Genomic DNA, 19,304 nt, shown 5'->3' on the forward strand with positions numbered 1-19,304 from the left:
AGCCTGTTGCCGTGACCGCACACCCCGATGCCGGGACGATCTTCGACGCCGCCGTGGCTGAACTGCGCGACATCGCCTTCCGCTCAGACATCACCATCCGCGAGATAGCGACGCCGCAGGGCCTCGCTCCGCACGCCCTCGCCCTCGCAGCCGACGTCCGCCCGGACGACGGCGGAGAGTCGGCATACGGGACGGGACGTTTCGTTCTGCTGCATGACCCCGACAACCCGGCCGCATGGGACGGCGACTGGCGGATCGTGATCTTCGCCCAGGCGCCGCTCGAGACCGAGATCGGCACCGACCCCCTGCTCGCCGACGTCACGTGGTCCTGGCTCGTCGATGCACTCGACTCGAGAGGCGCCGGCTACCACTCCGCGTCGGGCACGTCGACCAAGACCCTGTCGAAGGGGTTCGGCGGACTCGCCGTCGAAGGAGACGGCGCACAGATAGAGTTGAGGGCGTCCTGGACACCCGAGGGCCCCTTCACACCCCATGTCGAGGCCTGGGTCGAACTGGTCGGGATGCTGGCGGGTCTTCCGCCCGGTTCCGAGGGCATCGCCGTTATCGGCGCGCGAAAGGCAGCACGTGACTGAATACTCCGTGATCTCCGACGTCTCGGAGTTCCACGCGGCATGCGCCGCACTGGCCGCAGGAACTGGGCCTGTCGCCGTGGACGTCGAGAGGGCATCCGGATTCCGCTACTCCCAGCGCGCCTATCTCGTGCAGGTGTTCCGCCGCGACGCGGGGGTCTTCCTGTTCGACCCTCCCGCTCTCGGCGACTTCAGCCCTCTGCAGCAGGCCATCGGCGACGCCCTGTGGGTGTTCCACGCCGCCAGCCAGGATCTTCCGTCTCTGCGCGAACTCGATCTGCTCCCCCACACGATCTTCGACACGGAGCTCGCATCGCGACTGCTGGGTCATGACCGAGTCGGACTCGCCGCGGTCGTCGAGAACACGCTCGGCATCACGCTCAAGAAGGAGCACTCCGCGGCGGACTGGTCGACCAGACCCCTTCCCGCTGCATGGCTCGAGTACGCGGCACTCGATGTGCTGCACCTCATCGACGTCTACGAGGCTCTGGAGGCGGAGCTCGAGGAGCAGGGGAAGACCGAGTACGCGGCCGAGGAGTTCGCCGCCACGCTCGCCCGACTGCCGAAGCCTCCTCGCGAAGACCCCTGGCGACGACTCAGCGGACTGCACCAGGTGCGCGGCGCGCGGAACCTCGCGGTCGCTCGCTCGCTGTGGCAGGCTCGCGAGAGCTTCGCCCAGGATCAGGACGTCTCTCCCGGCCGTCTGGTGCCGGACCGGTCGCTCATCGCGGCCGTGCTGGCGAACCCGCAGAGCAAGCAGGCGCTCGCGGGGATCAAGGAGTTCCAGGGCCGAGCGAGCCGCACCCAGCTCGACCGCTGGTGGCAGGCGATGGTCGACGGACGTGCCACGGAGGAGCTTCCCAGGGAGCGGGTTCCCAGCGATACGCTGCCGCCGCCGCGAGCCTGGTCCGATCGCAATCCGGAGGCCGACGCGCGACTCAAAGCCGCCCGCCCGGTCGTCGAGGCCACGGCCGAGGAACTCGGGATGCCGACCGAGAACCTGCTCACCCCCGATCACCTGCGCCGTGTGGCGTGGGATGTACCGGGAACGACGCCCGAGGCCATCGGCGAGGCACTCGCCGCACTGGGTGCCCGCCCGTGGCAGATTGCACAGACTGCACAGAAGATCGCGGACGCCTTTGTAGAGGCGGCGCAAACGCCCGACGAGGCGTCCGCACCGGCTTCGTAGGTTCGATCCAACCGATTCCTCCCCGTTTCCGGCCCTCCATAGACTGAGGCCACCGCACAAACTTGGAGGCAGAGTGGCCGAGATCTCGGACGTCTTCTTCGTCGATGGAGTGCGCACCCCCTTCGGGCGCGCCGGCGAAAAAGGCATGTACTGGAACACCCGCGCTGATGACCTCGCCGTCAAGGCGACCATCGGCCTGATGGAGCGGAATGCAGCCGTTCCGGCCGACCGCATCGACGACGTCGCCATCGCCGCGACCAGCCAGACCGGAGACCAGGGCCTGACCCTCGGGCGCTCCGTGGCGATCCTCGCGGGACTTCCGCAGACGGTGCCCGGACTCGCCGTCGAGCGCATGTGCGCGGGAGCGATGACGAGCGTCACCACGATGGGAGCATCGATCGGGGTCGGCATGTACGACTTCGCGCTCGCCGGCGGGGTCGAGCACATGGGTCACCACCCGATCGGCGGCAACGCCGACCCCAACCCGCGATTCGTCGCGGAGCGCATGGTCGACCCCGGCGCTCTGAACATGGGTGTCACGGCCGAGCGCATCTTCGATCGCTTCCCGCACCTCACCAAGGAGCGCTCCGATCGATTCGGCATGCTCAGCCAGCACAAGGTGCAGGCGGCGTACGACGCGGGCAAGATCCAGCCGGATCTCGTGCCCGTCGCGACCAAGACCGCCGACGGCGCATGGGGCCTGGCGACGGAGGACGAAGGTCGTCGTCCGCAGACCACCATGGAGGACCTCGCGGCCCTCAAGACTCCTTTCCGCCCGCACGGCCGTGTGACCGCCGGAACCTCGTCGCCCCTCACAGACGGCGCCACGATGTCACTGCTCGCCGGAGGCGGCGCGGTCAAGGAGTTCGGTCTCGCACCGAAGATGCGCATGGTCTCGTTCGCCTTCGCAGGCGTGCAGCCGGAGATCATGGGAATCGGCCCGATTCCCTCGACCGAGAAGGCTCTGAAGAAGGCCGGACTCACGATCGCCGACATCGGCCTGTTCGAGCTCAACGAAGCCTTCGCCATCCAGGTGATCTCGCTGCTCGACCACTTCGGCATCGCCGACGACGACCCCCGCGTCAACCAGTGGGGCGGCGCGATCGCGCTGGGCCACCCGCTCGCGGCATCCGGCGTGCGTCTGATGATCCAGCTCGCGGCGCAGTTCGCCGAGCGACCCGATGTGCGCTACGGCCTGACGGCCATGTGCGTCGGTCTCGGACAGGGCGGCTCGGTCATCTGGGAGAACCCGCACTTCGACGGCAAGAAGAGGAAGTAAGCCTGATGGCCCACTCGATTTCCGAGCAGTACGCGAACGTTGACTTCTCCCCCATCCAGGCGCTCACCGACGGCGAGGTGATCACGCACTCCCCCGTGCGTGACATCCGTCTCGCGTCGGGCAAGGTGCTCGCACTGATCACCCTCGACAACGGACGCGACCACACGCGTCCGAACACTCTGGGGCCGGCGACGCTCACCGCCCTCGGTGAGACGCTGGACGGCCTGGCCGCTCGTGCGTCAGCCGGCGAGATCCAGGCGGTCGGCATCACCGGCAAGCAGTACATCCTGGCCGCCGGCGCCGATCTCTCCGACATCAGCAAGGTCGGGTCGCGGGACAACGCTCGCCTGATCGCGCAGCTCGGCCACAAGGTGCTCGGAAAGTTCGGGGAGCTCGGCGTTCCGTCGTTCGCCTTCGTGAACGGTCTCGCACTCGGAGGCGGACTCGAGATCGCACTCAACTCGACCTACCGCACGGTCGACGCCTCCGCCGCGGCGATCGCACTCCCCGAGGTCTTCCTCGGCATCATCCCCGGCTGGGGCGGCGCCTACCTGCTGCCCAACCTGATCGGGATCGAGAACGCCCTCGAGGTGGTCATCTCGAACCCGCTCAAGCAGAACCGGATGCTGAAGCCGCAGCAGGCGTTCGACCTCGGCATCGTCGACGCGATCTTCCCCGCCGCGAACTATCTCGAGAACTCGCTCGCGTGGGCGGACGCCGTGCTCGGCGGCAAGAAGGTCGAACGCAGGAACGAGCCGGGCAAGATCGAACGACTCACGAAGTGGCCGATCGCCATCAAGATGGCACGCGGCATGCTGGAATCGAAGATCGGCACCGTCCCGAAGTCGCCCTACGCCGCACTCGACCTGCTCGACAAGGCCAAGAGCGGCACCAAGGCGGAGGGCTTCGCCCGTGAGGACGAGGCGCTCGCCGAACTCGTCACGGGCGACCAGTTCGCAGCATCCATGTACGCCTTCGACCTCGTGCAGAAGCGTGCGAAGCGTCCGGTGGGAGCCCCCGACAAGGCACTTGCGAAGAAGGTCACGAAGGTCGGCATCATCGGCGCTGGTCTCATGGCGAGCCAGTTCGCCCTGCTCTTCGTGCGCAAGCTGCAGGTGCCGGTACTCATCACCGACCTCGATCAGGCGCGCGTCGACAAGGGCGTGGCCTACATCCACGAGGAGATCGGCAAGCTCGAGGCCAAGGGCCGCCTGGATGCGGACTCCGCGAACAAGCTGCGCGCGCTCGTGACCGGGACGACGGACAAGAACCTCTATGCGGACTGCGACTTCGTCATCGAGGCCGTGTTCGAGGAGGTCGGCGTCAAGCAGCAGGTGTTCGGCGAGATCGAGAAGATCATCGCCGAGGACGCGATCCTGGCGACCAACACCTCCTCGCTCTCGGTCGAGGAGATCGGCGCGAAGCTCGCTCACCCCGAGCGCCTCGTCGGCTTCCACTTCTTCAACCCGGTGGCAGTGATGCCGCTGATCGAGATCGTCAAGACACCGACGACCTCGGAGGCGGCGCTCTCGACCGCGTTCGTCGTCGCGAAGAATCTCGGCAAGAACGCGGTGCTCACCGCCGACGCGCCGGGCTTCGTCGTGAACCGTCTGCTGGCCAAGGTCATGGGCGAAGCGGCTCGCGCGGTGTACGAGGGCACCCCGATCACGGATGTCGAGAAGGCCTTCGCGCCCCTCGGACTCCCGATGGGTCCCTTCCAGCTGATCGATCTGGTCGGATGGAAGGTCGCCGCCCACGTGCAGGACACGATGGCGCACGCGTTCCCCGACCGCTTCTACGCGAACGAGAACTTCCACGCTCTCGCGGAGCTCGACGCGGTCATCGAGAAGGACAAGGGCGGTCGTGTGACCGGTTGGGCCAAGCAGGCCGAGAAGCTGCTGAAGCCCGCTGTCGGCAAGACGCCCGCGTCGGCCGAGACGATCCTGCAACGGGTGCAGGACGGCCTTGCGAGCGAGATCAAGATGATGCTCGACGAGGGTGTCGTACTCGAGGTCGAGGACATCGACCTGTGCCTGATCCTCGGCGCGGGCTGGCCCTTCATCGATGGCGGGGCGTCGCCCTACCTCGACCGCGAGGGCGCCTCGCAGCGCGCGTTCGGCGGAGAGTTCCACACCCCGCAGATCCGCGGCATCGAGCACGGCTGAGCTGAACCTCTGGGGGGCCGCCGTCCGGCGGCCCCCTTTTCCATGTCTACGGTGCAGGACGCTCGTCGAGCTCACCGGAACGCGGCCAGAACGACATCGCTCTCTCAGCGAGCGCGGTGATCGTGAGCGACGGATTCACCCCGGGATTCGCGGGAACCGCTGCGCCGTCCATGACGTGCAGCCCCGGGTGACCCCACACCCGGTGGAAGGGGTCGACGACACCGGTCTCGGGCGCCCCAGAGATCACCGCTCCGCCGAGGAAGTGGGCGGTGAGCGGAATCCCGAAGATCTCGGGCCAGGATCCGCGAGGCTCGGCGGCGACCCCGCCGTCCTTCTCGACACGCGCGGCGATCGCCGAAGCCGCGCGATGAGCCTGCGGAAGATGACTGGGGTTCGGTGCGCCGTGCCCCTGCGCGCTCGTCATGACCATCCGCCCGAATCTGCGCCGGAGCGACAGAGTGAGCGAATTGTCCAGGGTCTGCATCACGAGTGCGATGATGCCCCGTTCGCTCCAACGTCGGAGCGAGCCCAGGTGCAACTGACGGATCGGTGCGCGGGCGACCTGGCCCAGCACACTCACGAGACGGCCTCCGAGACCTCGGTCGCCCGGCACCATCAGCGACGCAAGGGCCCCCATCAGGTTCGATCCCGGCCCGTACCGCACATTCTCGACGTGAGTGCTCTCGTCGATGTGGAACGAGGTCGTGATCGCGACACCGTGCGCGAGTTCGAGGGACGCCGGAACGGCGACGGCGACGGCACCGTCGAGAGCCTCGGAGTTGGTCCGCGTCAGGCGACCCACCGCATCGGAGACCCGTGGAAGGGCCCCGGACAGCTTCATCCGATGCAGCAGCTGTTGCGTGCCCCAGGTTCCCGCGGCGAGCACCACCTGACGCGCGCTCACGGTGCGACGGTCGCGCCGGAACCACGCTCCGCTGCGCTCCGTCGTCACGGCGAAGCCGCCGTCTGCCAGGGCGCGCACCTCGGTGACGGTGCGCAGCGCTTCGATGACGGCGCCTCTCCTCTCGGCCAGCGCCAGGTAGTTCTTCATGAGCGTGTTCTTCGCGCCGACGCGGCATCCGACCATGCAGTTGCCGCAGAGAGTGCATCCGGTGCGGTCCGGCCCCTCGCCACCGAAGAAGGGATCGGGCGTTCGGACTCCCGGCGCGCCGAACCAGACCCCGACCGGCGCGTGTCGGAATGTGCTTCCTACGCCGAGATCTTCGGCCGCTCCTGCCATGATGCGCTCGACGGGTCCGGAGTGCGGGTAGCGCTCGACCACCCCGAGCATCCGCTTCGCCGTCGCATAGTGCGGCGCCAGCTCCTCCTCCCAGTCTGCGAGAGCGCCCCACTGCGGATCCGCGAAGAACGCTCCGCCGGGCTGGTACAGCGTATTGGCATAGTTGAGAGACCCGCCGCCCACGCCCGCCCCGGCGAGGATCATCACGTGCGGCAGGCGATGGATGCGCTGGATGCCGAAACAGCCGAGCCTCGGTGCCCACAGATAGCGGCGCACGTCCCAGCTGGTCTTCGCGAAGTCCTCGTCCTCGAAGCGTCGGCCCGCCTCGTACACGCGGACACGGTAGCCCTTCTCCACGAGCCGCAACGCAGCGACCGATCCGCCGAACCCCGAGCCGATGACGACGACGTCCTCGTCGAAGTCCTGGGCGTGGTGCGGAGAAGCCGACCTGTGGTTCACGGTGTCCCTCCGGCACCTGAGGGGACGAGGACGGCCAGCGCGGAGCGCCGGATTCCGATCATGCACTCATCTTCGGCGATGCGCTCTCCGTCGGCGTAGACGACGAGTCCAGGCGCGCTCACTGTCACGGTACGAGCCTGGCGCCGCGTCACCTCCGGTCGAGCGAGATGCACTCCGCGCAGCAGGAGCGGGAACAGCCGCAGCAGGCGGAGCCGGGTCAGCGGCGCGACGTGCACGATGTCCAGCATCCCGTCGTCCGCGGCGGCGCCCACGCAGAGAGGCATGCCACCTCCGTAGCTCGGCGTATTGCCCACGGCGACGAGCGTTCCCGGCAGGTGAACCGGCTCCGCGCCATCGAGGGAGACGGTGAAATCCATCGGCCGCAGTCGCACGAGCTCCACGACCAGCGCCAGGTAGTAGCGCAGCACGCCGCGCGGCCAGCGCAGCCGATTGGTCCGATCGCTCACCTTCGCATCGAACCCGAGGGCGGCGATCGTCAGGAACAGATCGACGCGGTCGGCGGCGCGGACTTCGCCGACATCGATCGTGCGCGGGATACCCGTCAGAGCGAGCTCGGCCGCAGCGACCGCGTCGCGACGCGGCAGGCCCAGGGCTCGAGCGAGGTCGTTGCCCGTGCCCGCAGGCACCAGGACCACCGGAACCCCCGCAGCGCAGACCACGTCGAGGATGCCGGACAGCGTGCCGTCTCCGCCCACCACGACGAGCACCCCCGGGCGCGCGTCGAGCGCCCGAGTCGCCAGGAGCCGACTCGATGCTGCCGACTCTCCCGTGTACGCCCGCACGTCCGCTCCTCGGGATCGCAGGTGCGCCACGGCGACCTCGGTCTCTCGGGCGCCACGACCTTTTCCTGCGAACGGGTTCGACAGCACCGCGATGTGCTCAGCCACGTCCGCGCGACCGATCCGACGAGATGACCGCTCCCGGGTTGAGGATCCACGTCGGATCGAGCTCCCGCTTGATGGCCGCGAGGATTCGCACCCCCGTGTCTCCGATCTCCTGCTCCAGCCAGGCGGCATGATCACGACCGACCGCATGGTGATGGCTGATGGTACCGCCCGCCGCGAGCAGCGCATCGTTCACCCGTCGCTTGATCTGCGTCCAGGTGTCGAGCGGTTCGGATCGGAGGTTCGCGATCACCGTGAAATACAGCGAGGCTCCGGTGGGATAGACGTGCGAGACGTGGCACATCACGTACGACCGGGCGCCGGCATCCTCGAATCCTGCGCGAAGAGCCGACGTGACCGCCGCTCTGAGGTGCAGCAGGTTCGACCAGGTGGTCGCCGTCTCGAGCGTCTCGCAGAACACTCCTGCATCCAGCAGCGAGTCGCGCAGATACGGACCGTCGAAGCGCCCGGAGAGCCACCCCTCTGCGGCGCCCTCACCCGACGAGATCCCACCGGCCGCCGCCAGGATCGCCGATGTGCGCCCCCGACGCTCGGCGATGTCGTCTCCCTCATAGACGGTGACGAGGCTCGCGCCCTTCGCGAGGGCCCGCCCGATCCGACCGACCTGGGCGAGGCTGACCGCCGTCTCGGCTTCATCCGACAGACGCAGCACTGTCGGGCCGCCACCGTGCTGCGTCACGCGGCGCAGTCCATCGACGCCCTGCGTGAAGTCCGCGAAGGTCCAGGCTTCGAAGAGGCGGTCACGCGGTACCGGATGAACGCGCACTCTCACTTCGGTGATGACGCCGAAGATGCCCTCCGACCCCAGGAAGACGCGGACGAGATCGGGCCCGGCTGAAGATCCCGGCGACCGTCCGAGCTCGATGTCGCCGGTCGGCGTCGCGACTCTCAGCCCGGTGACCATGGAGTCGAATCGCCCATGCCCTGCCGAGTTCTGACCTGACGAGCGTGCAGCGGCGAACCCTCCGATCGTGGCGTACCGGAAGCTCTGGGGGTAGTGACCGAGTTCGAACCCCCTGGCCGCGAGCAGAGCCTCAGCATCCGGCCCCGTCGTTCCGGCGGCGAGAATCGCTTCGCCGCTCGCCTCGTCGAAGTGGATGAGGCCCGAGAGCCGGCGCAGATCCAGGCTGACGACAGCGCGGTGCGTGCCGCGTTCGGGATCGAGAGCGCCCACCACGCTCGTCCCACCGCCGAACGGGATCACGGCTATCCTCCGGTCGACGCACGCCCGGAGCACCGCCGCGACCTCATCGTGGGTTCCCGGCAGCACCACCGCGTCAGGGGAAGTCTGCTGAGGTCTACGGCGCCGGAGAAGGTCCGGCGTCGAACGTCCCCCGGCATGGCGGATGCGCGTCTCGCTCGAGGTGTCGATGTGCTCTGCGCCGACGACGGCGGCCAGTCCCTCGAGATCGTCCTCCTGGAGCGACGACGGCGCGAGCGCCACCTCGGCGAGTTCCACGGGCGTCGCGGGCCTGTGCACGCGACCGAGCAGCAACGGCAGCATCATCCGGACGGCGCGCGGCAGATCCGACGCCCTGGCGGGATCGCCCCAGCCGTTCCATCGCATCTCCGTCGTCACGGCAACCCTGCCGTTCTCTGAGCCCATGCGTTACAGTGTGACAGATCATGGAAGAACGTCAACTGGTGCTCGACGCGATGTCCGACCGCGCTCCGGAGTGGGATGCCACGCAGTCGCGCATCCTCGACGCCGCCGATGCGCTGATCGGTCGACGAGGCGTGAATGGCGTCACGATCGCAGAGCTAGCTCGGCGCGCGGGGCACAGCCGGCCGACGATCTACCGCAGCTGGAACGACGCCGACGATGTCGTCCGCTCAGCGCTCCTGCGCAGAGTCGCGGTGATCCTCGCGCAGTTCCCCACGCACGCGACCAGCCGACACGGACTCGTCGACGATGTTCTCCGCTTCTCCACCCTCTTCCGTGCCGACGACGTGTACGGACGGCTTCTCGCCGATGAACCGGAGGCGTTCACCCGCTACACGCTGCAGCGTGTGGGTTCGAGCCAGAGACTCATCCTGAGGTGGCTGGCGACCGCGATCGGTGCGGCGCAGCAGGGAGGATCGGTGAGGCACGGCGATCCCGACGAGATTGCCGTCATGCTGCTGCTCATCGCGCAGTCGGCAGTGCTTTCGCACGGAACGGTGTCGGAGCTCCTCTCTGAGGAGTCTTGGGAACGCGAGCTGCGAGCAGCCCTCGACGGGCTCCTGCGGCCATGACCGCGCACTCCCCCGACCTCAACGTCGCGCGTCGGGCCGCAGAGCTCTCCCTGGCGGCGGAGCAGACCGTCGACCTTCTGGTGATCGGCGGAGGCATCACGGGGGTCGGTGTCGCACTCGACGCCGCCTCGCGGGGTCTGAGCGTCACTCTTCTCGAAGGCGAGGATCTCGCGTTCGGCACCAGCCGATTCAGCTCGAAACTGGTGCACGGTGGACTCCGTTATCTCGCCACCGGCGATGTGGCCACGGCGAAGGAGAGCGCATTCGAGCGTCACCTGCTGATGACCAGGATCGCGCCGCACCTCATTCGCTCTCTCCCGCAGCTGCTGCCCTTCACGACAGGGCTGACGGCCCGCCAGCGCGCAGCCGGCGCGGTCGGGATGGCCCTGGGTGATCTGCTGCGGATGCGAGCGGGCACGCCGCGCCGGTTCCTCCCCCCGCCGCGTCTCGTCTCGGCGCGAACGGCACAGCGGCTCTTCCCGGCGCTCGCCGGAGCTGGGCTGCGCGGAGGGATGCTCTCCTACGACGGGCAGCTGATCGACGACGCCCGCCTGGTCGTGACCGTCGCCAGGACAGCCGCCAGTCTGGGCGCCCGCGTCCTCACCCGCGTCCGAGCGCTCGAGCTGCGCGTCGACGGCGCGACCGCCGAAGACGTGCTGACGGGCGAGCGTCTGGACATGCGCGCCCGATCCGTCGTCAATGCCACCGGCGTCTGGGCCGGAAGCCTCGACGAGTCGATCACCGTGCGGCCCAGCCGCGGAACGCACATCGTGCTGGATGCCGCGGATCTCGGCGACCCGTCCTCGGCACTGACCATTCCGCATGAGGGGTCGATCAGCCGCTTCGTGTTCGCGCTGCCGCAGCAGCACGGCCGCGTGATCGTCGGACTCACGGACGAAGATGCGCCGGGCCCTGTTCCGCGGGTCCCCGAGCCGACCGAGGGCGAGATCGAGTTCCTGCTCGCGAACCTCAACCGAGTACTGACCGTCCCGATCACGCGCACGCAGGTCAGGGGATCGTTCGCGGGCCTGCGGCCGCTCGTCGACACCGGTGCGGCGTCGACGGCGGACATCTCCCGTCGGCATCTGGTCCGCGTCTCCGAGCGCGGCTTCGTCAACGTCCTCGGAGGCAAGCTGACCACCTACCGGCGGATGGCGGAGGATGCGGTCGACCTCGCCGTGGCATCGGCGGGGCTCGACGCCGGCGCGAGCCGCACGGTATCCCTCCGCCTCACCGACTCCGCGATGAGGGCCGAGGACAGCGGGGGCCGGGGGCACATCTCCCCAGCGACCATCGACTTCGCCGTCCGCGCGGAGGGCGCGATGACCGCCGACGACGTCCTCGATCGCCGCACCCGGCTCGGCCTCGTCGACGACGACCGGGAGCGGCAGAGGGCGTTCGTCGAATCCGAGGTCGCCGAGATCCTCGCCACGTTCTCCTGACGACGCCGCATCCGCGCGACCGCCGCCAACCGTATCCGCGTCACGGCACACCGGGTAACGAGCACGGAACAGCGAATGAACACCTTCGCCAGCGCCGCTCAGAGAGCGCTCCGAACGCGATCGAGGGGGCACAGTGGTGGCATGGACATGCTCCTCTCGATGTTGGGCGGCAAGGGAATGTCGGGGCTCTTCAAGACCGGCACGGCGATCCTCACGATCCTGCTGGTCGTGCCGGCGCTGCTGAAGATCTTCATCGTCACGGTCGATGAGGGGTGGGCTGCGATCCGCACCCGGAACGGCAAGCCGATCATCCGGAACCGCCCGCAACGGCGCCCCACCTCACGTGGCGGAGCGGTCGGCGAAGTCGTGGTCCTCGATCCGGGGTCGCATGGCGCGTTCCCCCTGTTCTACTGGTATCGACTGATCGATGTGCGCTGCAGGGCGACGGATCTGCCCGCGCGCGAGATGACCGGGGCGAGCGGCCATCAGCACCGGGTGCACGCGTCGTTCGAGTGGCGACCGATCCCGACCGGACGAGATCTCCGAGTGTTCGAACTCGACGTCGTGAACGTCAAAGAACGGGCCTCGAACATCGTGGGCGCCGCACTGCGCGACGTCATCCGCGGCCTCGAGGGCGCGGAGCTGCCCCACAACGACGAGATCAACACCCGCGTGATCGCGGCCAGCGCCGACGAGGTGCGTCGGGCGTGCGGCGTCGAGCTGGTACGCGTCATGGTCACCGGTGACGCGCTCACCGACGGCTATCTGCTCTCGGCCGCGCTCCGGGACACCGATCGCGGGGCGCAGGCGGTCGCCGCACTCCACGCTCTCAACTGATCGCAGCGGTCGAACGGTCTGTGACCGTCATCCGCCGTCACGCGGTGGCGACGCCGGTCAGCGGCGTTCGTGCAGCGGCAGATCGACCGTCCCGCTCGTGCCCGCATCCCGAGCGACGGGGATCCGAGTCCCGAGCACCTGCGACACGACGTCCTGCGCGATCTTCGATGCGGTGAGACCGGCGTCGGCGAGGATCTGGTCCCTCGACGCGTGATCGATGAACTCGTCAGGAAGCCCCAGCTCGTCGACGGCGGTGTCGATGCCCGCCTCGCGAAGCACCTGCCGGACACGCGTGCCGATGCCGCCGACGCGGATGCCGTCTTCGATGGTGATGACCAGACGATGACGAGCTGCCATGCTCACGATCGAGGGCTGCACCGGGATGGCCCAGCGCGGATCGATCACCGTGGCGCCGATGCCCTGAGCGCGCAGACGCTCTGCGACGTCCATCGCGAGCGCGGCGAACGGGCCGATGCCGATGAGCAGGACATCCTCGGACTCGCCGCGGGCGAGCACATCGACGCCGTCGTGCAGCCGCTCGATCGCCGGAAGATCCGCCGCGACGTCGCCCTTCGGGAAGCGGATGACGGTCGGCGCATCGTCGACGAGCACCGCCTCATCGAGGGCCTCCTGCAACCGGGCTCCGTCACGCGGCGCGGCGATGCGGATGTGCGGGACGATCTGCAGCATCGCGAGATCCCACATGCCGTGGTGGCTGGGACCGTCCGGGCCGGTGACGCCGGCGCGGTCGAGCACGAAGGTCACGCCCGCCCGATGCAGAGCGACGTCCATGAGCACCTGGTCGAAGGCGCGCCCCATGAAGGTGGCGTAGACCGCGACGACGGGGTGCAGACCTCCGAAGGCGAGACCTGCGGCCGACGCGACGGCGTGCTGCTCGGCGATGCCCACGTCGTACACGCGATCGGGGAAGCGCTCGGCGAACGGCGCGAGACCGGTCGGTCGCAGCATCGCTGCGGTCATCGCGATGACATCGCTTCGACGCTCTCCGATGGCGACGAGCGACTCGGAGAACACGTCGGACCAGCCCGTTCCGCTGGAAGAGAGTGTCTCGCCGGTCGCGGGGTCGATACGTCCGACCGCATGGAACTGGTCGGCCTCATCGTCGCGAGCAGGCTGGTAGCCGCGGCCCTTCTCGGTGATCGTGTGCACGATCACCGGCGCACCGTAGGATTTGGCCAGCTCGAGCGTCTCGAGCAGGGCGGGGAGATCGTGCCCGTCGACCGGGCCGAGGTACTTGATGTCGAGGTTCGAGTACAGCGCCTCGTTGTTCGTGAACCGCGAGAGGAAGCCGTGGGTGCCGCCGCGCACCCCGCGGAACACCGCGCGGCCGACCGGACCGAACGCACGGAAGAGTCGGTCCGACTTGTGGTGCAGCTCCTTGTACGCAGCCGCGGTGCGCACCCGATTGAGGAACCGGGACATGCCGCCGATGGTCGGCGCGTAGGAACGACCGTTGTCATTCACGACGATCACGAGGTTGCGATCGTTGTCGTCGGAGATGTTGTTGAGCGCCTCCCACGTCATGCCGCCCGTGAGTGCTCCGTCGCCGACGACGGCCACGACGTGACGGTCGGCTCGCCCCGTGGCGGTCAGCGCGCGCGACACACCGTCGGCCCAGCTGAGCGAGCTCGACGCGTGCGAGGACTCGACCACGTCGTGAGGGCTCTCGCCGCGCTGGGGATACCCGGCGAGTCCACCGCGCACTCGCAGAGACGAGAAGTCCTGGCGACCGGTGAGGAGCTTGTGCACGTAGGACTGGTGCCCCGTGTCGAAGATGAAGGGGTCGTCGGGCGACGAGAAGACGCGGTGCAGAGCGATCGTGAGCTCGACGACACCGAGGTTGGGGCCGAGATGCCCGCCGGTGCGCGACACGTTCTCGACGAGGAACTCGCGGATCTCACCGGCGAGTTCGATCAGCTGATCCTCTGACAGGGAGTCGAGGTCACGGGGTCCTGAGATGCTCGGAAGAATGGGCATCTGCACCTCCTCTTAGGCACCGTTCGCGGCGCCGATTCCGGTACGGACGCCTGCTCGATCCTACCCCGGGCACCCGGGAAAGCTCGGAGAGCGACTCCCCCTTGACACCGCCCCCGGCACGCGGAAAGGGCCCGGTTCCGAAGAACCGAGCCCTTTCCGATCGTGCGATCAGACCAGCGAACGCAGCACGTACTGCAGGATGCCGCCGTTGCGGTAGTAATCCGCCTCACCGGGGGTGTCGATGCGGACGACCGCGTCGAACTCGACGACCTGCTTGCCCTCGGGCGAGTTCTCGCTCGGCGTGGCCGTGACGCGAACCGTCTTCGGGGTCACGCCGTTGTTGAGCTCCTCGAGACCGGAGATCGAGACGATCTCGGTGCCGTCGAGACCCAGGGACTCCCAGCTCTCACCGGCCGGGAACTGCAGCGGGACGACGCCCATTCCGATCAGGTTCGAGCGGTGGATGCGCTCGAAGCTCTCGGTGATGACCGCCTTGACGCCGAGGAGGCTCGTGCCCTTCGCCGCCCAGTCGCGCGACGATCCCGAACCGTACTCCTTGCCACCGAAGATGACGAGGGGCGTGCCCTGCTCCTGGTAGTTCATGCTCGCGTCGTAGATGTACGACTGCGGTCCACCGGGCTGGGTGAAGTCGCGGGTGTAGCCGCCCTCGACGACCTGGCCGTCGTTGACAGCCGAGACCATCAGGTTCTTCAGGCGGATGTTCGCGAACGTGCCGCGGATCATGACCTCGTGGTTGCCGCGACGCGATCCGAAGGAGTTGAAGTCCTTGCGGTCGACCCCGTGCTCCATGAGGTACTGCGCCGCGGGGGTGCCGGGCTTGATGTTGCCGGCGGGCGAGATGTGGTCGGTCGTGACCGAGTCGCCCAGAGTCGCCATGACGCGGGCGCCCTCGATGTCGCGCACCGGGGTGAGCTCCATCGTCATGCCGTCGAAGTACGGAGCCTTGCGCACGTACGTCGAGTTCTCGTCCCACTGGAAGATGTCGTCGTCCGGGGTGGGCAGGCTGCGCCAGCGCTCGTCACCGTCGAAGACGGTCGCGTACTGCTTGATGAACTGCTCACGCGAGATCGAGGAATCGACGATCTCCTGCACCTCGTCGGGTGTCGGCCAGATGTCCTTGAGGAACACGTCGTTGCCGTCGGATCCCTTGCCGAGCGCATCGTTCTCGAAGTCGAAGTGCATCGACCCCGCGAGGGCGTAGGCGATCACGAGCGGCGGGCTCGCGAGGTAGTTCATCTTCACGTCGGGGCTGATGCGGCCCTCGAAGTTGCGGTTGCCCGAGAGCACGGCGGTCACGGCGAGGTCGTGATCGTTGATGGCCGCGGAGACCTCTTCGATCAGCGGACCCGAGTTTCCGATGCAGATGGTGCAGCCGTAGCCGACGGTGTAGAAGCCGAGGCCCTCGAGGTCCTTGTCGAGTCCGGACTTCTCGTAGTAGTCGGTGACGACCTTCGAGCCGGGGCCGAGGGTGGTCTTGACCCAGGGCTTCTGCTTCAGGCCCTTCTCGAGCGCCTTGCGGGCGACGAGACCTGCGGCGATCATCACCGAGGGGTTCGAGGTGTTGGTGCACGAGGTGATCGCCGCCAGGGTCACTGCACCGTTGTCGAGGATGTACTTCTCACCCGACGGAGTGGTGACCGGCACGGGCTTCGACGCGTTCGCCGGTGCGCCGCTGTTGATGTGCACGGGCCGGGTGGTGCGCGGCTCTTCTTCACCGGGCGCATTGCCCGGGTCGGAGGCGGGGAACGAGTGCTTCGACTCGAGGTCGACGACGTCGTCCGAGGTCGACGGTGCGGCGTATGCCAGGATGTCCTGCTCGAACTGCGACTTCGCCTCGGAGAGGAGGATGCGGTCCTGCGGGCGCTTCGGGCCGGCGATCGACGGCACCACAGTGCCGAGGTCGAGCTCGAGGTACTCGCTGAAGACGGGCTCCTGCGATGCGTCGTGCCAGAGCTTCTGGGTCTTCGCGTACGCCTCGACCAGCGCGACGGCCTCGTCGCTGCGGCCGGTCAGACGCAGGTAGTCGAGGGTCACGTCGTCGATCGGGAAGATCGCCGCCGTCGAACCGAACTCGGGCGACATGTTGCCGATCGTCGCGCGGTTGGCCAGCGGCACGGATGCCACGCCCTCACCGTAGAACTCGACGAACTTGCCGACGACTCCGTGCTTGCGCAGCAGGTCGGTGATCGTCAGCACGACGTCCGTGGCCGTGACGCCGGCCGGGATCTCGCCGGAGAGCTTGAAGCCGACGACGCGCGGGATGAGCATCGACACGGGCTGGCCGAGCATCGCGGCCTCGGCCTCGATGCCGCCGACGCCCCACCCGAGCACACCCAGGCCGTTGACCATCGTGGTGTGCGAGTCGGTGCCGACGCAGGTGTCGGGGTAGGCGCGCAGCACTCCGTCGACGTCACGGTCGTAGATGACCTTGGCCAGGTGCTCGATGTTCACCTGGTGCACGATGCCGGTTCCGGGGGGAACGACCTTGAAGTCGCTGAATGCCGTCTGGCCCCAGCGAAGGAACTGGTACCGCTCGCCGTTGCGCTCGTACTCGATCTCGACGTTGCGCTCGAGGGCGTTCTCGGAACCGAAGAGGTCGGCGATCACCGAGTGGTCGATGACCATCTCGGCGGGCGAGAGCGGGTTGATCTTGTTCGCGTCGCCACCCAGCGCCGTGACGGCCTCGCGCATGGTGGCGAGGTCGACGATGCAGGGAACACCGGTGAAGTCCTGCATGACCACACGGGCCGGCGTGAACTGGATCTCGGTGCTCGGCTCAGCCGCGGCATCCCACGAACCCAGTGCTTCGATCTGCGCCTTGGTCACATTCGCGCCGTCCTCGGTGCGAAGCAGGTTCTCGAGGAGGACCTTCAGACTGAAAGGGAGCTTGTCGAAACCGGGCACCGTGTCGATGCGGAAGATCTCGTAGTCGGTGCTGCCGACCGTCAGGGTGCTCTTGGCACCGAAGCTGTTCACCGTGGACACGAATCCGTCTCCTTCTATTCGGATGGGAGCGACAGGCGCCTCCATCTTGCTCGCCAGCGAGCCCCTGCGGCTAGCAAGGCAGACCTAACCAGTCTGCTCCGCTCAGCCCTCAGGCGAAAGCCTGCAATTTATCTTGATGTCAAGATAAATCTATCACGGCTGAGCGGCCTTGTCGGCATCGGCGCCGCGCGGATACAGCGCGCGCACGACAAGCCAGGTGACGGCGATCAGCGGCGCGAACAGCGGCAGGCCCATGATCAGCTTCAGCGTGCCGAGCGCGGTGACGTCTCCGGCGAGGTACAGCGGCAACTGCACTGCGAGACGTGCGAAGAACAGAGCGGCCCAGGCCACGCCGAGCCACAGGAAGGCACGACGCTTGCGACGGTCGCGCCGCCATGCGGTGCCCTCCCCCATCAGGAAACCGACCGCGAGACCGATCAGCGACCAGCCGATCAGCGCCGACACCAGCATGCCGGTGCCATAGAGGGCGTTGGTGATGAGACCGGGGACGAAGTTGTCTTCGCCGCGGCCCGTCCACAGCGCGAGCGCAGCCGCGGCTGCGGCGGCCACGAGACCGCCGATGGCCGCAGACGGGGGTGACTTCTGGATCAGCCGCACGACGGTGAACACCGCGGCGAGCCCGACCGACACGCCCAGAGGAACGATCAGCGGCTCGGGGCGGATGGTGAAGAGGATGACGAACGCGAGGCTCGGAAGGACGGACTCGAGGATGCCGCGCCATCCGCCGATCGCGGACCACACCACACGGTGCGTCGCGCCGCTCTCGTTCGGGTCGAGACCCGCTCGGCGAGCGGCGCCGCCGAGAGCCGCGCCGACGATGTCCGACGCGCTCTGCTCGCGCTCGGGCTCCGGGGCCGGGGTGGTCACGCGGAGCCGGGAGTCGCGGGCATCTTCAGCGGGATCAGGTCGCGCGGCGGCATCGGAGCGCCACCGCGCACGACGACGATCGACCGGAAGAGATCCTCGACCTTGGCGGCCGCTTCGAGATCGGATGCCGCGGCTCCGCCGATGACCCCACGAAGGAACCAGCGGGGCCCGTCGATGCCGATGAAGCGCGCGAGGCGCAGCTCGGATCCCTCGTTGGCCGCCGCGGGAACCTCGGCGAGGAGCTCCTTGCCGAGGGGACCGTCGCGCTCCTCGACCCGGCCGCCCTGGGTGCGCACCTGATCACGCAGCTGCACCCGGGTCTCGTCCCAGAGACCGCCCGAGCGCGGTGCCGCGAAAGGCTGCACCTGCAGGGACGAATCGGCGTAGTCGAGCCCGACGGCCACGATGCGCTTGGACTGCTCTTCGACCTCGAGCCGAAGGTTGAGGCCCTCGCGCGGAAGGATCTTGATGCCGCCGAGATCGATGTAGGGCCGGACGGGGTTCGCCTCGGAGTCGTCGAACGGGCCCTGTGTCGCCCGGTCGTCCGGTGCGGACTTCGAAGGAGTCGCGTTGTTGTCAGTCATTGGTCTGTCCTGCCGAAGGGGAATGGGATCCTGCCTGGTAGCCCGTCGAGCCGAAGCCACCCTCGCCGCGGACGCTCTCTGGCAGCTCCTCGACCGGGATGAACACGGCTCGGGTCACGGGCATCACGATCAGTTGCGCGATGCGATCGCCGACGGCGACATCGTACGCGCTGTGGATGTCGGTGTTGATCAGGCTCACCTTGATCTCACCGCGATAGCCGGCATCCACCGTGCCGGGCGAGTTGACGATCGAGATCCCGTGCTTGGCCGCGAGTCCGCTGCGCGGCACCACGAAGGCGGCGTATCCCTCGGGCAGGGCGATGCGCACTCCGGTGGCCACGAGCGCCCGCTCGCCGGGTGCCAGGTGGACGGCCTCGGCGGCGACGAGATCGGCGCCCGCATCACCGGGGTGGGCGTAGCCGGGCACCACAGAGGCGATAATGGGGACATCAACGGAATCAGTCAC

The 19,304-nt window shown here is 68.1% G+C and carries 15 protein-coding genes; 7 read left to right on the forward strand and 8 right to left on the reverse strand.

Annotated features, from left to right (window positions below; translation table 11 throughout):
• The first annotated feature begins 11 nt into the window (after positions 1-11).
• The 4 genes from BMW26_RS08935 (at position 12) to BMW26_RS08950 (ending at position 5,223) form a co-directional block, all read left to right on the forward strand.
• Positions 12-593: a DUF3000 domain-containing protein gene (locus BMW26_RS08935; protein WP_072591312.1), complete on the forward strand. Its 582-nt coding sequence runs from the start codon at positions 12-14 to the stop codon at positions 591-593.
• Positions 586-1,779, forward strand: a complete 1,194-nt coding sequence (locus BMW26_RS08940) for a ribonuclease D (protein WP_053096223.1) — start codon at positions 586-588, stop codon at positions 1,777-1,779. The genes BMW26_RS08935 and BMW26_RS08940 overlap by 8 nt, the downstream gene beginning before the upstream one ends.
• Positions 1,780-1,852: 73 nt before the next feature.
• A complete protein-coding gene (locus tag BMW26_RS08945; RefSeq protein WP_053096225.1) occupies positions 1,853-3,058 on the forward strand; it encodes a thiolase family protein in 1,206 nt (401 codons plus the stop codon).
• A gap of 5 nt (positions 3,059-3,063) precedes the next feature.
• The gene (locus BMW26_RS08950) at positions 3,064-5,223 is read left to right on the forward strand and encodes a 3-hydroxyacyl-CoA dehydrogenase NAD-binding domain-containing protein (RefSeq protein ID WP_072591313.1); all 2,160 of its coding nucleotides are present in this window, start codon (positions 3,064-3,066) and stop codon (positions 5,221-5,223) included.
• A gap of 46 nt (positions 5,224-5,269) precedes the next feature.
• Here the strand turns inward: BMW26_RS08950 and BMW26_RS08955 are convergent, their stop codons facing one another.
• Genes BMW26_RS08955 through BMW26_RS08965 form a run of 3 tightly spaced genes read right to left on the reverse strand, consistent with a single transcriptional unit; the run spans position 5,270 to position 9,454 of the window.
• Positions 5,270-6,922: a GMC oxidoreductase gene (locus tag BMW26_RS08955; protein WP_072591314.1), complete on the reverse strand. Its 1,653-nt coding sequence runs from the start codon at positions 6,920-6,922 to the stop codon at positions 5,270-5,272.
• The gene (locus BMW26_RS08960; RefSeq protein WP_072591315.1) at positions 6,919-7,830 is read right to left on the reverse strand and encodes a YegS/Rv2252/BmrU family lipid kinase; all 912 of its coding nucleotides are present in this window, start codon (positions 7,828-7,830) and stop codon (positions 6,919-6,921) included. The genes BMW26_RS08955 and BMW26_RS08960 overlap by 4 nt, the downstream gene beginning before the upstream one ends.
• Positions 7,823-9,454, reverse strand: a complete 1,632-nt coding sequence (locus BMW26_RS08965; RefSeq protein ID WP_232224441.1) for an FAD-binding oxidoreductase — start codon at positions 9,452-9,454, stop codon at positions 7,823-7,825. Before BMW26_RS08965 ends, BMW26_RS08960 begins: the two co-directional genes overlap by 8 nt.
• 20 nt (positions 9,455-9,474) lie before the next feature.
• On the opposite strand from BMW26_RS08965, the gene BMW26_RS08970 reads away from it, so the two are divergent.
• From BMW26_RS08970 to BMW26_RS08980, 3 genes are all read left to right on the forward strand, one after another.
• The gene (locus BMW26_RS08970) at positions 9,475-10,083 is read left to right on the forward strand and encodes a TetR/AcrR family transcriptional regulator (RefSeq protein WP_230101212.1); all 609 of its coding nucleotides are present in this window, start codon (positions 9,475-9,477) and stop codon (positions 10,081-10,083) included.
• The gene (locus BMW26_RS08975) at positions 10,080-11,525 is read left to right on the forward strand and encodes a glycerol-3-phosphate dehydrogenase/oxidase (protein ID WP_072591316.1); all 1,446 of its coding nucleotides are present in this window, start codon (positions 10,080-10,082) and stop codon (positions 11,523-11,525) included. Before BMW26_RS08970 ends, BMW26_RS08975 begins: the two co-directional genes overlap by 4 nt.
• 141 nt (positions 11,526-11,666) lie before the next feature.
• Positions 11,667-12,362, forward strand: coding sequence for an SPFH domain-containing protein (locus BMW26_RS08980; protein WP_053096235.1), 696 nt, complete (start codon positions 11,667-11,669; stop codon positions 12,360-12,362).
• Between the two features lie 57 nt (positions 12,363-12,419).
• Here the strand turns inward: BMW26_RS08980 and dxs are convergent, their stop codons facing one another.
• The 5 genes from dxs to dut form a co-directional block, all read right to left on the reverse strand.
• Positions 12,420-14,360 carry a 1-deoxy-D-xylulose-5-phosphate synthase gene (dxs, locus tag BMW26_RS08985; protein WP_056278804.1) on the reverse strand — a complete coding sequence of 647 codons (1,941 nt, stop codon included), beginning with the start codon at positions 14,358-14,360 and terminating at the stop codon, positions 12,420-12,422.
• 168 nt (positions 14,361-14,528) lie between these two features.
• On the reverse strand, positions 14,529-17,411 hold the full coding sequence (locus tag BMW26_RS08990; RefSeq protein ID WP_171821918.1) for an aconitate hydratase: 2,883 nt from the start codon (positions 17,409-17,411) through the stop codon (positions 14,529-14,531).
• Between the two features lie 108 nt (positions 17,412-17,519).
• Positions 17,520-18,254 carry a DUF3159 domain-containing protein gene (locus tag BMW26_RS08995; RefSeq protein ID WP_056278805.1) on the reverse strand — a complete coding sequence of 245 codons (735 nt, stop codon included), beginning with the start codon at positions 18,252-18,254 and terminating at the stop codon, positions 17,520-17,522.
• Positions 18,251-18,838, reverse strand: a complete 588-nt coding sequence (locus BMW26_RS09000; RefSeq protein WP_056278806.1) for a DUF3710 domain-containing protein — start codon at positions 18,836-18,838, stop codon at positions 18,251-18,253. Before BMW26_RS09000 ends, BMW26_RS08995 begins: the two co-directional genes overlap by 4 nt.
• Positions 18,831-19,304 carry a dUTP diphosphatase gene (dut, locus tag BMW26_RS09005; RefSeq protein WP_056278807.1) on the reverse strand — a complete coding sequence of 158 codons (474 nt, stop codon included), beginning with the start codon at positions 19,302-19,304 and terminating at the stop codon, positions 18,831-18,833. The genes BMW26_RS09000 and dut overlap by 8 nt, the downstream gene beginning before the upstream one ends.

The sequence above is a fragment of the Microbacterium sp. 1.5R genome, from assembly GCF_001889265.1.
Lineage (GTDB): Bacteria > Actinomycetota > Actinomycetes > Actinomycetales > Microbacteriaceae > Microbacterium.

Coding starts and splice junctions, on each gene's coding strand:
- dxs (WP_056278804.1), bottom strand. CDS start 14,360: ATGCCCATTCTTCCGAGCATCTCAGGACCCCGTGACCTCGACTCCCTG.
- BMW26_RS08965 (WP_232224441.1), bottom strand. CDS start 9,454: ATGGGCTCAGAGAACGGCAGGGTTGCCGTGACGACGGAGATGCGATGG.
- BMW26_RS08950 (WP_072591313.1), top strand. CDS start 3,064: ATGGCCCACTCGATTTCCGAGCAGTACGCGAACGTTGACTTCTCCCCC.
- BMW26_RS09000 (WP_056278806.1), bottom strand. CDS start 18,838: ATGACTGACAACAACGCGACTCCTTCGAAGTCCGCACCGGACGACCGG.
- BMW26_RS08980 (WP_053096235.1), top strand. CDS start 11,667: ATGGACATGCTCCTCTCGATGTTGGGCGGCAAGGGAATGTCGGGGCTC.
- BMW26_RS08970 (WP_230101212.1), top strand. CDS start 9,475: ATGGAAGAACGTCAACTGGTGCTCGACGCGATGTCCGACCGCGCTCCG.
- BMW26_RS08990 (WP_171821918.1), bottom strand. CDS start 17,411: ATGGAGGCGCCTGTCGCTCCCATCCGAATAGAAGGAGACGGATTCGTG.
- BMW26_RS08975 (WP_072591316.1), top strand. CDS start 10,080: ATGACCGCGCACTCCCCCGACCTCAACGTCGCGCGTCGGGCCGCAGAG.